This is a genomic window from Pantoea sp. NSTU24, assembly GCF_050157905.1.
Classification (GTDB): Bacteria; Pseudomonadota; Gammaproteobacteria; order Enterobacterales; family Enterobacteriaceae; genus Pantoea.
The window spans coordinates 3,057,729-3,070,420 of the sequence record NZ_JBKIWZ010000001.1 but is presented as its reverse complement, the minus strand read 5'-3'; the positions used below and the strand labels follow the sequence as shown (position 1 = coordinate 3,070,420).

The 12,692-nt window shown below is 56.9% G+C and carries 11 protein-coding genes; 6 read left to right on the top strand and 5 right to left on the bottom strand.

The window, feature by feature from the left end; translation table 11 throughout:
* Positions 1-38: 38 nt before the first annotated feature.
* Positions 39-1,652 carry a malate dehydrogenase (quinone) gene (gene mqo, locus ACLHDD_RS14670; RefSeq protein ID WP_427104674.1) on the bottom strand — a complete coding sequence of 538 codons (1,614 nt, stop codon included), beginning with the start codon at positions 1,650-1,652 and terminating at the stop codon, positions 39-41.
* Between the two features lie 510 nt (positions 1,653-2,162).
* Entirely contained in the window at positions 2,163-2,618 is a 456-nt protein-coding gene (locus ACLHDD_RS14665) for a carboxymuconolactone decarboxylase family protein (protein WP_427104673.1), read from the bottom strand.
* 59 nt (positions 2,619-2,677) lie between these two features.
* Here ACLHDD_RS14665 and ACLHDD_RS14660 point away from each other — a divergent pair, with 59 nt between their 5' ends.
* Positions 2,678-4,123 carry a PLP-dependent aminotransferase family protein gene (locus tag ACLHDD_RS14660; protein WP_427104672.1) on the top strand — a complete coding sequence of 482 codons (1,446 nt, stop codon included), beginning with the start codon at positions 2,678-2,680 and terminating at the stop codon, positions 4,121-4,123.
* On the opposite strand, the gene ACLHDD_RS14655 is transcribed toward ACLHDD_RS14660, so the two are convergent.
* Positions 4,113-4,355, bottom strand: a complete 243-nt coding sequence (locus ACLHDD_RS14655; protein ID WP_427104671.1) for a DUF1158 domain-containing protein — start codon at positions 4,353-4,355, stop codon at positions 4,113-4,115. The two genes, ACLHDD_RS14660 and ACLHDD_RS14655, sit on opposite strands and share 11 nt — an antisense overlap.
* Before the next feature lie 315 nt (positions 4,356-4,670).
* On the opposite strand from ACLHDD_RS14655, the gene mntP reads away from it, so the two are divergent.
* The 5 genes from mntP to ACLHDD_RS14630 all read left to right on the top strand — a co-directional run bounded on the left by mntP (position 4,671) and on the right by ACLHDD_RS14630 (position 10,140).
* Positions 4,671-5,246 carry a manganese efflux pump MntP gene (gene mntP / locus ACLHDD_RS14650; protein ID WP_427104670.1) on the top strand — a complete coding sequence of 192 codons (576 nt, stop codon included), beginning with the start codon at positions 4,671-4,673 and terminating at the stop codon, positions 5,244-5,246.
* A gap of 115 nt (positions 5,247-5,361) precedes the next feature.
* Positions 5,362-5,439 (top strand): stress response protein AzuC, encoded by a 78-nt coding sequence (gene azuC, locus ACLHDD_RS14645; RefSeq protein WP_367396309.1) that lies wholly within the window; start codon positions 5,362-5,364, stop codon positions 5,437-5,439.
* A gap of 461 nt (positions 5,440-5,900) precedes the next feature.
* A complete protein-coding gene (locus tag ACLHDD_RS14640; RefSeq protein ID WP_427104669.1) occupies positions 5,901-7,550 on the top strand; it encodes a methyl-accepting chemotaxis protein in 1,650 nt (549 codons plus the stop codon).
* 294 nt (positions 7,551-7,844) lie between these two features.
* Positions 7,845-8,756 (top strand): alpha/beta fold hydrolase, encoded by a 912-nt coding sequence (locus tag ACLHDD_RS14635; RefSeq protein ID WP_427104668.1) that lies wholly within the window; start codon positions 7,845-7,847, stop codon positions 8,754-8,756.
* Positions 8,749-10,140, top strand: coding sequence for a hypothetical protein (locus ACLHDD_RS14630; protein ID WP_427104667.1), 1,392 nt, complete (start codon positions 8,749-8,751; stop codon positions 10,138-10,140). Before ACLHDD_RS14635 ends, ACLHDD_RS14630 begins: the two co-directional genes overlap by 8 nt.
* A 21-nt stretch (positions 10,141-10,161) precedes the next feature.
* On the opposite strand, the gene ACLHDD_RS14625 is transcribed toward ACLHDD_RS14630, so the two are convergent.
* Positions 10,162-11,514, bottom strand: a complete 1,353-nt coding sequence (locus tag ACLHDD_RS14625) for an MFS transporter (protein WP_427104666.1) — start codon at positions 11,512-11,514, stop codon at positions 10,162-10,164.
* Positions 11,515-11,684: 170 nt separating this feature from the next.
* A complete protein-coding gene (locus tag ACLHDD_RS14620) occupies positions 11,685-12,587 on the bottom strand; it encodes an FCD domain-containing protein (RefSeq protein WP_427104665.1) in 903 nt (300 codons plus the stop codon).
* Positions 12,588-12,692: the final 105 nt, after the last annotated feature.

Here is a 12,692-nt window from a genome sequence, read left to right as displayed (position 1 = left end):
GCCCCGCCGTGCGGAGCCTTTCTCTGGATGGCGCTGAATTACTTGCCGACCACGAACGCGGTTTCACGTCCTTCGTCGTTGGCCGCCATCGGGGTGACCGGCGAATAGTCGAGCTGCAGAATACGGCTGGTTTCGGCTAACACTTTTTCTGTCAGCGCCACGTCGCCGTTCAGTTTCCGTCCCCAGGAGGGGATCACGGCACGAATTTTATTCTGCCATTCCGGCGTCTTCATCTGCTCAGGACAGACCTTATGCAGCAGCTCCAGCATAATCGGTGCTGCCGTAGAGGCGCCCGGTGACGCGCCCAGCAGGGCAGAAATCGTGCCATCCTGTGAGGCGACGACTTCGGTGCCCAGGCGCAAAACCGCGCCCTCTTTCTCATCTTTTTTGATGATCTGCACACGCTGACCGGCCGTAACAAGGCGCCAGTCCTCCTGCTTCGCCTGCGGAACATAGGCGCGCAGGGCATCCATACGGTCGCGGTCACTTTGCAACACCTGATCCATCAGGTATTTCACCAGGTCAAAGCTTTTCAGGCCCACTTTCACCATCGGCAGCATATTGCTGCTGTTCAGCGAGGTGAACATGTCCATCAGTGAACCCTGCTTCAGGAACTTGGTCGAGAAGGTCGCAAACGGGCCAAACAGCAAGACCTGCTTGCCATCCAGTACGCGGGTATCGACGTGCGGCACGGACATCGGTGGCGCACCGACGCTGGCTTTACCGTAGACCTTGGCCATGTGCTGTGCGACGACCTGCGGATTCTCGGTCACGAGGAAGGATCCTCCTACCGGGAAACCGGCGTAGCCGTGAGCTTCCGGAATACCGGCTTTCTGCAGCAGCGGCAACGCCGCGCCGCCTGCGCCGATAAAGATTTTGCCTGCGGTCAGCGTGCGACGTGTGCCGCTGTTCAGGCACTGCAGAGTGACCTGCCAGCGGCCGTCGGCGAGCTGTTTCAGCTCACGCACTTCCTGACGCAGACGCAGCCGGAAGTTCGCTTTCTTCTCTAAGGCAGCGATCAGCTGACGGGTGATTTCACCAAAGTTGACGTCGGTGCCCATCTCCGTCCAGGTCGCGGCCACTTTCTGGCTGCGATCGCGGCCATTCATCACCAGCGGGATCCAGCGGGCAATCTGCTGCGGATCCTCGGAGTAAGCCATGCCACGGAACAGGGTGCTTTTCTGCAGCGCCTTGTAACGCTTACGCAGGAAGTCGACGTTATCGTCGCCCCAGACAAAGCTCATGTGTGGCGTGCTGTGAATAAAGCTTTTCGGGTTGCGCAGGTTGCCTTTCTGAACCTGCCAGGCCCAGAATTGGCGGGAAATCTGGAACGATTCGTTAATCGTCACCGCTTTGGAGATCTCGATGCTGCCATCCGTCTGCTGGGGCGTGTAGTTCAGCTCGGCCAGCGCCGCATGACCGGTCCCGGCGTTATTCCAGCCGTTGGACGACTCTTCGGCCACGCTCTCCAGCCGCTCCACCATTTCGATGGACCAGTCCGGTTCTAACTCCTGCAGCCATGCGCCGAGGGTAGCGCTCATCACACCTGCGCCAATCAGCAGCACGTCAACGTCTTTGCGCTCCTGCGCGGTAGTGGTGTCCTTCGCCATGGCACTCATCGCGAGCGCAAGGTTTACAGCTGAATTGCACATGAGGCGACATCTCCTCTTCTGTTGACCTGAAGCCCAACAGTTTCGCAGGCGAAATAGTCACGCTTCTGATGAGCGCGTTGCGCTATTTCTCAAAGGTTAAGTCTCAGGTATAGGTTAAAGCGGTGATAACGCGTTAACTGCACGTTATGCTTTGTCCTCTGAATATAACATTCTCGCATCTGAATTAAACATTTGTTTATTTTTTAAATGCAGAAATGATTCAGCATAAGAATTAATCATCAGATGTTGTGGTGCATTAGCGATTTTTCATCGTTAAGTCAGTAAGTTAACGGGAAAATAATGTTGCAGGAAAGCGCCGTGATGGTGCAGTCGCTGAATGCGTGATAACGGTGAGGAATTGTTTAATTAGCTGAAATTTAGCGATTTATTATGCAAAAAGGAATAACCGGAATAGGGCCAGAAAACACTGATCGGCTGGATGTGTAAAAACAATGTTACATTTTTGTGAGTCTGAAAATGCGTGCGCAGCGGCGCACGCATCGGTTTCGCTTATGACGCATTCACACAGGCAGGCAGCTTTTTCAGACTTATCGCCATACGGTTGTAGGTGTTCATCAGGCCAATCGCTATGTTCAGATCGACAACCTCTTTCTCACAGAAGTGCTCCCTCAGCGCGGTATAATATGCGTCCGGCGCGCCGTTTTGTGCAATCAGCGTCAGGCACTCCGCCCACTGCAGGGCCGCCTTCTCTTTTTCACTGAACAGAGTGCCGGATTCGTGCCAGACCGGCGTCAGCACAATTTTATCCCAACTCATCCCGGCTTTGTTCAGCGCTTTTGTATGCATATCAATGCAGTAAGCACAGCCGTTGATCTGTGATATACGCAGGAAGAGCAGTTCCAGCAGCGTGAGCGGCATATCGGTTTGTGACAGATAGCCGTATACGCTGCTCAGTGCTTTCATGCCTGCCGGTGCTGCCTGGTGAAAATTGATACGTTCGCTCATCGTGTTGCCTCAGTCAGGGTTAATGAGGCGATTTTCGGCCTCTGGATGGAGCAATTAAAGTGCCAAAAAATGAGAGTCTGACTGGTCCATCGCCCCTGGCCTCGCTGATGCTGCAACGGGGTGCATCGCGTGGGCTTAGCGAACAGCTACGCCAGCTGATTGAGCAGGCGATTGGTGAGGGACGTTTACAGCCGGGGGCACGTCTGCCTTCCTGCCGCGATCTGGCCGCGCAGCCTGGTGTTGCCCGCGGTACTGTCCGTGCCAGTTATGACATGCTGGCTGATAGTCAGTTTCTGGAAACCCGTGGCGCGGCGGGCACCTTTGTCAGTGCATTGCCGCCCTTAAAACCGGCTCGCTCTGACGCCGGATACCTTCCGCCAGGTTCTGAAGCGAGCGAAACCTTTGACGTTCCGCCGTTGACCTTCCAGATGGGGACGCCCGCCAGCGATGCGTTTCCGGCCAAAGTCTGGCTGCGCATCCTGCAGCGGCAGGCACGAGTGGAGGTCAGCCGACCCGCCAGCTATCCCGACCCCCGTGGTAGCCTGGCACTGCGTCAGGCGCTGGTGGCCTATCTGACTGTGGCGCGCGGTCTGCGCTGTCAGGCAGATCAGATCATTATTACCAGTGGCTATGCAGGCGCGATGGGCCTGATGGGTCTGGCGATGGATTTTCAGGGCAAAACCGCCTGGCTGGAAGATCCCGGGTTCTGGCGGGCACGCGGCGCGGTGGAAGCACTGCGGGTCAGGCCGGTTGGGGTGCCAGTCGATGAGGAGGGGATGCAGGTCGACGTCGGGATGACGCGTGCCCCGGATGCCGTTTTTACGCTGGTGACGCCGGGCCAGCAGGCGCCGCTGGGTATGACGATGAGCCTGGCGCGCCGCCATGCTCTGCTTGACTGGGCCAGCCGCGAACAGCGATGGATTATTGAAGATGACTATCTGGGTGAGCTTCAGCCTGGTCATCGCGCCGCGCCTGCGCTGGCCGCCCTCGACCGTGAAGGGCGGGTTTTGCACATCGGCACATTCAGCAAGACGCTGACGCCGCAGCTGCGGCTCGGTTTTATCGTGGTACCGCCGGCACTGACCGCCCGGTTCGGTGAGGTGTGTGCGTTACTCGCGCCAGCATCGGCAGGATTGCTGCACAATGCGGTAGCGGCGTTTCTGCAGGAAGGTCACTTCATGCGGCACCTGTGGCGGATGAAGCGTGTATATCACGATCGGCTGGAAAAGATGGTTGCCGCGCTGGAGCCCTATTTTCCGGACCTGCAGCGTGCAGGGCTGGCGGTGATGGTTCGCCTGCCCGCCGGTTCCCCGGATCAGCTTATTGCGCAGCAGGCGGCAGAGTGGGGGATGGCGCCCTCGCCGCTGTCAGTCTGGTATCAGGATGCGGCTCAGCACTGTGCAGGGCTGTCACTGGGCGCGGCCCATCTGCCGCGTGAAGGCTATGCCCGCAGCGCCGGACAGTTAAAAGCGCGGGTGGACGCACATTGTGCCATCAGGCCCTGAACCAGCGACGCCAGACAAAACGGATCACAAAAAATTCCAGTGCGCCAAGTACCAAAAACCAGACGCAAAACACCACCGTGTAGAGCTGATTCAGATCCTGCAGATGAAATATCTGCAACAGATGCTGTGCCACCGCCAGGCTGAAAGCGGGTGCAGGCAGCAGCAATGCTGAAAGAAAGCCCAGTAGCAAAATGCCACCTGGCACGATCAACGTTTCAAAAGGGTTATTCATAACCGGTTTCCCCTGTTTATCAGCCCGGCATTTTCCGGCAATTGGCCGCACGGTTCAATGGCGGCGTAGCGGATCAGGGCACACAGGGGTCAGAACCGGCAGCGAAAGGACCAGAAAAGGCTTTACTGCCATCAACTTAGCGCCATATATAGCGAATGATAAGAGTTATAGCCTTTGCTATACTTAAATCCATGATTTTACTGTCTTTTTATCTTCCGGTTTGCATGGTAGACTGCGCCCACTTTTTTATAACTGAACACTTTGTGTGGTGAATTCAGCGTGAATTGCCGCTTTTTTGCCCCAGGTGAATAAATCATGACTTTTATTGCTACTCTGATTCTTGCGCTTGGCATGTCGATGGACGCGTTTGCTGCTGCTCTGGGCAAAGGCGCGACCCTGCATCGTCCCGGTTTTAAGGAAGCACTGCGAACCGGTCTGATTTTTGGCTCTATTGAAGCGCTGACCCCGTTGATTGGCTGGGCTCTTGGGCTGGCCGCCAGCCGCTACATTATGGCGTGGGATCACTGGGTAGCGTTTAGTCTGCTGGCGTTTCTGGGTGGCCGCATGATGATGGAAGGCTTGCGTCAGACCGCCGTTGCAGAGCCCTGTGAAGCGCCGCAGAGCCATGGCTTTATGGTGCTGGCGACTACCGCCGTGGCGACCAGCCTGGATGCCCTCGCCGTCGGCGTCGGCCTGGCGTTCTTACAGGTGAATATCGTGACCACCGCACTGACTATCGGCGCCGCGACCACCGTGATGGCAACGACCGGGGTGCTGGTCGGACGCTTCATTGGTCCGGTTCTGGGCAAATGGGCGGAAGTGTTGGGTGGTGTGGTGCTGATTGCGATTGGCTCTACCATCCTGTTAGAGCACCTCGGTTATATAGCTTAGGGCAGCCGACCAGAATCGGCAATTTTGTGATCTGGTTCAAATTTATTTGCTGTTAAAACGTTCAGCAGCTATACTTTTCCAGTATATCTTCAACTAAATTTGAACCAGGTGCTGCATGAAACGCATTTTCAAATACGTGTTCCGCGCTTATGTTGAGACGTTCAGACACGTACCGCCGGGTGCCATGAATTAAACACTCCGCAGAAAACCCTCGATAATCGCGGTCAGGGACAGACCAGTGATTATCACTTTCCGCTTTTGCTCCCTCTGATGTAATCTCGCGCGTCTGGTGCGACGAATCTGCTGTCACTCCTCATGTTATCCGCTTTCGGTCATCTCGCACTTTAAGAGGATAAAACGTTACAACAGACCCTTGCTGTTGGTTTTATAGGTGACCGTACTTTATTAAATGCTGACTACTGCGCTGGCAGCGAGATGGCTTTCTCTTTCTTTACCCGCTAGCGGGCAGCGTTTCAGGAAATTTGCCTTAAAAGAAATGAAAAATTCATCATTTTTCGGACATTAGCATTGCGCTAAACTGAGAGTCTTCTTTTTGCGTAATTAATTTTTATTTTTTGCCGATAAATAAGCTGGAAGTCTGGTTTATAGAAACCTTGTCATTAGATCAATGACTTATAACGGCAGGAAATAAAGATGACGATTACACAGCGATTACTGCTCACCTTTTCGCTCCTTTCGGCAGCACTGGTCACGATGGTCATCGTGGCAGTCGTCGTTACCGGAGGATTCCAGTCCCGCTTTCAGTACGTTCAGGAGAATACCGTTCCCTCATTGCTGGACATCGGCAAAATGGTCGACGGAAGTAACTCACTTATTATCTGGCTTTATCGCCATCAGAGCGCAACAGAGCCGCGGCGCCAGGCTGACGTTGAGAAGCAAATTAACACGACCATCCGAAACATTACTTCTCTGAACGAGTATTACCTGAAACACGACGTTTCTAATGAAAAGGATCGCCAGATGGCGGAGTCCGCGTTCACTACGCTGAAGCGGATTGAATCCACGCTTCCGGCATTCCTGGCTGGCTCACGGGCTCAGAATGATGCCGTAGCGCTGGGCGCACTTCAGGGGAGTGATGGCATTGGTGAAGCTGCGCGTCAGTTAATTGCGGATTATCAGAAGCAACTGAAATTCAATGTAGATATCAGCAACAGTCTGCGTAAAGAAAATGACAGAACCTATAAAACGACAGTATGGAGTCTGATCGGCGGTTCAGCACTGGCTATCATCACGCTGGCTTTCTTTGCACTCAGGACTATCTTTGGCATCCGGCGTCAGCTTAACGGTATGCGTGAAACGATGGAGAGTGCCAGCGAAAAGCTTGATCTGACACTCCGGGTTGACGCGTCTCGCCAGGATGAAATCGGCATGACAGCCCGGGCATTTAATCATCTGGTTGAAAATGTCTCCTTATCACTGTCAAAAGTTGAAGCGTCAGCCCAGTCCGTCAGCTCTGCGTCAGCACAGATATCCGCGGGTAACGAAGACCTCTCATCGCGCACCGAGGAACAGGCTGCCTCTCTGGAGCAGACTGCTGCAAGCATGTCTGAGCTGAGCGAGACGGTTCGCCAGACCGCTGAAAATACCCGCCTGGCCAGCCAGCTGGCGAAGAATGCACATGAAATCTCAGAAGACAGTGCCGGTCGCGTTCGCACATTGCTGTCTACAATGGGCGATATCAGAGGAAGCTCAGCGAAAATCACTGACATTATCGCACTGATTGAAGGAATTGCTTTTCAGACCAATATCCTGGCCCTGAACGCTGCGGTCGAAGCGGCCCGTGCCGGAGAGCAGGGCCGGGGTTTTGCCGTCGTGGCTGGTGAAGTCCGCAATCTTGCACAGCGATCATCATCTTCGGCACGCGAAATCAAGGAGCTGATTGAATCATCAATGGGCTTCGTTGAAGCCGGCTCCGCTCAGGCAGAAGGCGTAGGGGAAAACATATCAAGAATGAACGATGCCGTGCGCCAGGTTACCGATCTTGTGGATGAGATATCCGTGGCGGCCAGTGAGCAGTCTCAGGGGATAGGGCAGGTGCATCAGGCAGTCAATCAGATGGACGATGTGACGCAGCAGAATGCTGCACTCGTTGAAGAGGCCTCTGCGGCCTCACGCTCTCTGATGGAGCAGGCTGCCACACTTAATCAACTGGTCAACACCTTTACGCTCTCAGCTTCCCGGGTGGCAGCCCGCCCATCTAATCCTCCCGCACCGGTCGCCGCCGTCCTGCGTCCGGTTCCTGCCGTTGCCGTTGCGGGCAATGACAACTGGCAAAGTTTCTGAAATCAGCACTTAACGGTTTTTAATAAGTAAAGGGCCTGCAGAGGCCCTTTTTGCTGCGGTCCGGCCGGGAGAGGAAAGAGCGTTTTCCCGCCTGTTTCGGCTACAGGCAGGCAACCCACAGGGAAAATTGCGAACGTCCTCTCCCCCGCCCTTAGCGAACAAGCCTCTTTTCATACCGGAACTGAAGTCTCCTGCCAAAACGCATCGCCCTGACCCTGACGAACCCACCATAAACCCGCCGCCTGTTCGATCCCGGCCTACACTGAATTATTCTCCCCCAATCAGGAGCAGCGGATGATTCAGAAGCATCGACGAAAACAGGCAGCGATTGTGGCAGGCGTGGGATTGGGTGTAGCGGCGACGCTGTGGGGCATGAAACGCTGGCAGGCGCTGAAGCAGACGCCGCCGGTGTCGCCGCGCAGTCATCACGCCGGACTGGCCGGTTACTTTCAGCAGATCGGCGACTGGCGCATGTTTACCCGCGTCACGCCCAATAACGATCAGGGCCTGCCCGTGGTGCTGATCCATGGTCTGGTGATGTCGGGCCGGGCTATGGAGCCGCTGGCGCTGGCGCTGGGTCGTGATTACCACGTGCTGGTGCCGGATCTGCCGGGTTTCGGCGCCAGTGCGCTGCCAGCGTCAGCCCCCGTGATGTCTGTGGCGCAGCAGGCGGATGTGCTCTGGCTCTGGTTGCAGCATAACGGTTTTCAGCGTGCCATCTGGGTCGGAAATTCGTTCGGCTGCCAGATTCTGGCGGCGCTGGCGGTGAAACATCCGCAGGCAGTGGCGGGGCTGGTGCTGCAGGGGCCAACGGTTGATCGTCACGCCCGCAGCCTGCCGCGTCAGCTCTGGCGCAGCTGGCGCAATGGCCGGCTGGAAACGCGCCGGCCACCGGGGCCGCTGGCCCGCATTGATTACGCCAAGGCAGGGCTGTGGCGCGCGTTTGGCACAATGCGTGCCATGATGCGGGATCACATTGAGCATCGCCTTACCTACATCAGCGCCCCCACACTGCTGCTGCGCGGCTCGCGCGATCCGATCTGCCCGGCGCGCTGGCTGGATGAACTCGCCGCGCTGATGCCGCGTAGTGAACGTCTGACGCTGCGCGATGGCACTCATACGCTGCACTATGTCTATCCGTGGAGTTTCTGCAACGCCATCCGGCCTTTCCTGGCGCGTATTCAGCAGGAGAATCAGCATGAGTAAACCGCCCAAAGGCATTGCCCGTTTTGACTCTGCGGCGGCCATGCTGCTGGCACTGGCCAATGCGCTTCACGATCGTCCTTTTACCAGTCCCAGTCAGTCACCGACGCTGGATCGCCTGCTGCCCTCGCTGAACCGGCTGCCTACCGGGCTACGCGAGTGGGGCTATGCGCTGGGCGGTCTGGCGGAGGGGATCAGCCTGCGGCAGGCGGGCGAACTGGATGTGGAAGGGATCGCCGAGTGGATGGTGAGTGAATATCCTCAGCAGGCGTATCCGGCTGCCTTTATTGGCTCATCGAACGGCGCGCTGGTGCATCTGGCGTCGGCGATGAGCGTGCCCTGGCTGCCGCAGACGTTTCTCTGTCCGGTCCGGGCGTCCGGCAGCGATCCCGATGATGCGATGGCGAGCTTTGAGCAGGGTAAAGAGATTGCCGCTGCACTGCTGGCCGCCTGGCCGCGGCTGGCGGTTCACCACATGCATGACCCGAATCAGGATCGCCTGATGCTGGACCAGATGCGCTATTTCCGGCTGAAACTGCGTGACCTGCCGCTGGCCTTCAATGAATTTCTGATGGGCAGCCTGCCTGCCGGATCGACGCTGTTTATCAATCACTGTACCCGCCAGTGGCCGGTAACGCGCACCAGCGACCGCTCGTTCTTTCAGTTCGGCGCGCTCGGCGGTGCCACCGAAAAAGAGTATCTGCAGGGCGGGTCGAGAGTGGCGGAATACCTGGCGCGTTACGGCGTTGACCGGGAGCGCTGGACGCCCCCCGCTACCACCGATCACGTGCCGGAAGCGGAGTGGGGGCTGGATGGCTACCTCATCTCACCGCTGAAAAAACTGGCGGCAGCGCAGAACTGGACGCTGATGGAGATTCGTTACGACGATCCGGAGGCGATGAGTTATGTGGTGGCGGAGATCTACCGCGACTGGTATCTGGCGGCAGGCATTTTACCGACCCGGCTGACGGTGGACAGCTTCCTGCTGATGGATCCATGGTGTACGCAGCAACAGCAGGCGATTCCGTTCTGGCTGGTGTTCTGCACCGAACCTTCCGCCGCCGCGCTGCAACGCTTCCTCGAAAAACAGCCGCCGTTTCGCAATATTGACATGATGCTCTTTTCTCACGGCACGGAGAGCATCGGGCTGGCGGCGATTGATCGCTGGCGGGCGCTGCTCGCCCATGCCCGTGATGAAGGGGTCTTTATCGGGGTGGATGAAGAACGCTTCCCGCGTGATTTCGCGACCTTTTCCCGCTTCGACTCGGCGCTGCGTGAACGGGCCGCGCTGTTGCCACCGCCGCCGCCGCTCAGCACGGAGAAGGTCGTGGCGGGGATTAAGCGTTACGGGGCGAAATATGGCGTGACCCTGACGGCGCTGACGTAGCCGCCGCGCCGTCAGCGGCGACTAATCGCCGTCGGTAATCGGCTGGCGCACCAGCAGCAGGTAGGCGAGTGCGCCGATCAGCGTCACGCAGGCACAAATCATCAGCGCCAGGCTGAAGGACTTCGTGGTGTCGAGTACCCAGCCAGTGATCACGGGGGCAAACGAGGCGAAGATAAAGCTGGCGAAGTTCTGAATGCTGCCAACCGACGCGGTCATACGGGCAGTCACGTTGGCGTGGATCAGGCCCCAGCACGACGTGCCAGCGAAGTGGATGCAGAACAGCGCCATCCCAATCAGCGTTACGGCGCTGGTGGTGTCGGTGGCACGGGTTACTACGGCGGTGAATCCGGCTGAGAGCAGCATCCCGCTGACGATGCAGACTTTACGGGTTTTCACCGCGTTAAAGCCGCGACGCACCAGCGCGTCAACCACATAACCATTCAGCAGCATGCCCGCTGCACCAAACAGAAACGGAATCGCCGCCAGCAGACCGGTGCTTTTCAGATCGAGGTGATAGGTAGATTGCAGATAGCCCGGCAGCCAGGCGATATAGAGCCATGCGGTATAGTTGATGCCGCTGAAGCCAATCATCATGCCCCACATGGTGCGCTGCTTAAACAGACCGCGCCACTCTCTGAAGCTGATTGGCTCTTTACGTGACGCCACGCTGCCCGCCTGCAGATAGTGGATCTCTTCGGCACTCAGGGTGTTGTTGTCGCGGTCGCGGTAAATCATGTACCAGCCGATGGCGAGGAACATGCCAAGGATACCGATAGTAACAAACATGCCCCGCCAGCCCATCACCAGCATCATTGCCGCCAGAATCGGTGGTGCTACCGACAGCCCAATCATCGATGCCGCATTAAACATCCCCATCGGCATGCCGCGATCTTTGATGTTGAACCAGTCGTTAATCACTTTCACGCCACACGGATTCATCGGCGCTTCGCCAATGCCGAGGCCGATGCGGACCAGCACGAACTGCGTGAAGTTATGTACCAGGCCAGAGGCAGCCTGGAACAGCGACCAGATAAACATGCCGATGCCGAGCATAATGCGCGGCCCTTTGCGATCCAGCAGCGCACCGCACGGCAGCTGCGCCAGCCCATAGGCGAGCGAAAAGGCGGAGAGCAGCACGCCGATTTCGGTGGCGCTCAGCCCCATCTCATCGCGAATCGTCATGTTCGCCACGGACAGCGAGCTGCGATCCAGATAGTTGATGATGGCCGCGAACAGCAGCAGCAGCATCGCCGTAATCTGCACTTTGCGGATACGTGGGGAACGCACCACGTCGCTGCGCATCGGCACAAAATCCTGGTCTGGTGTCATCCCGCCGGATGCGTGGTCGCGGCCGGTTACTGAGGTCTTTTCCATTGCACTCTCCCGAAACTGGGTACTTATCGTTATGGTGAGAAGGGGTCTGCGCGCAGCGGCAAGCGGCCGCCGTGACGTTGCAGTCGAGACTAAAAGCAAAGAGATAAGGCTGTTGCAAAGATGTTTCTGAATCGTGCGGGAGCTAATGCTTTGCGGTTTTTAATCGGTTTTTAATTGTACTGACTGATCGAGCGCACCATCGAGGTTTTGGCGGTGGCCAGATGGCTATGTAAGGCACAAAGCGCGTCGATATCCTGACGGCCAATCAGCGCGGTCAGAATCGCCATGTGCTCCTCCAGTGCCACGATATTGCGCTGCTTCAAATCGCTTTCATCCCACTGATAATGCGAGTGAAAGATCACCGCGATAATCTCCAGTGACTGATTAAAAAACGGATTATTAGCCGCCGATAAAATCAGTGAGTGCATCTGCCGGTCGAGCGCGGCAAAGTGGCGATAGTCGCTGGCAATGGTGTCACGCATCGATCGATGACGATCCAGCAGATCCCGCGCCTGCACCCAGCGTTCATCGCTGGCGGGCAGATTCAGGAAACGGCTCAGGGCGTGGGTTTCCAGCATTTCGCGCAGCTCAAACAGGTTCTCTGCATAATCCTGGGTGAATTTTTTCATCCGCCACTGACCCCGCCGGACCGGTTCCAGCAGGTCATAGCGCATAAAACGCAGCAGAAACTCGCGAACGACCACCGGACTGACCCTGATCTGCTGCGCCAGTTGTAGCTCGCTAAAGGTGTCGCCGGGCACCAGTTGCCGCTGGTTAATCAGATTAAAAAACATCTGCTCGACGTGGCTGGCCTGCTGCTCAACCGGCGGCGTTAAGGCGCTGAAGCGGTCATCTTCGCGCGGTTCGCGTACGATGACATACGTCTGATTCACCTTGTCGAGCACGCCGCACTGATGCAGATAGTGCAGGGTATGACGCACCGTGGTCCGGCTGATATTAAACATCTCGGCCAGCGCCGCCTGCGGTGGCAGGGGAGAACGGATGTGATGCTGCGCAATGCTGTCGAGCATCTGGTTAATGACGTTCTGACGCAAATTCTGACTGCGGCTCATCGTGCTCTCCGGTTTTTTATGCATTAAAAACCATTCAAAGCCCAAAAAAATCGTCGTGCTTCACACTTCCCGCAGACCGGCGCTGCGCGGTGTGGCGGATTCGCC

Bases quoted from the DNA above. Each gene is read 5' to 3' on its own strand.
- mqo (WP_427104674.1), bottom strand. From the start codon at position 1,652: ATGTGCAATTCAGCTGTAAACCTTGCGCTCGCGATGAGTGCCATGGCG.
- ACLHDD_RS14665 (WP_427104673.1), bottom strand. From the start codon at position 2,618: ATGAGCGAACGTATCAATTTTCACCAGGCAGCACCGGCAGGCATGAAA.
- ACLHDD_RS14655 (WP_427104671.1), bottom strand. From the start codon at position 4,355: ATGAATAACCCTTTTGAAACGTTGATCGTGCCAGGTGGCATTTTGCTA.
- mntP (WP_427104670.1), top strand. From the start codon at position 4,671: ATGACTTTTATTGCTACTCTGATTCTTGCGCTTGGCATGTCGATGGAC.
- azuC (WP_367396309.1), top strand. From the start codon at position 5,362: ATGAAACGCATTTTCAAATACGTGTTCCGCGCTTATGTTGAGACGTTC.
- ACLHDD_RS14640 (WP_427104669.1), top strand. From the start codon at position 5,901: ATGACGATTACACAGCGATTACTGCTCACCTTTTCGCTCCTTTCGGCA.
- ACLHDD_RS14635 (WP_427104668.1), top strand. From the start codon at position 7,845: ATGATTCAGAAGCATCGACGAAAACAGGCAGCGATTGTGGCAGGCGTG.
- ACLHDD_RS14630 (WP_427104667.1), top strand. From the start codon at position 8,749: ATGAGTAAACCGCCCAAAGGCATTGCCCGTTTTGACTCTGCGGCGGCC.
- ACLHDD_RS14625 (WP_427104666.1), bottom strand. From the start codon at position 11,514: ATGGAAAAGACCTCAGTAACCGGCCGCGACCACGCATCCGGCGGGATG.
- ACLHDD_RS14620 (WP_427104665.1), bottom strand. From the start codon at position 12,587: ATGAGCCGCAGTCAGAATTTGCGTCAGAACGTCATTAACCAGATGCTC.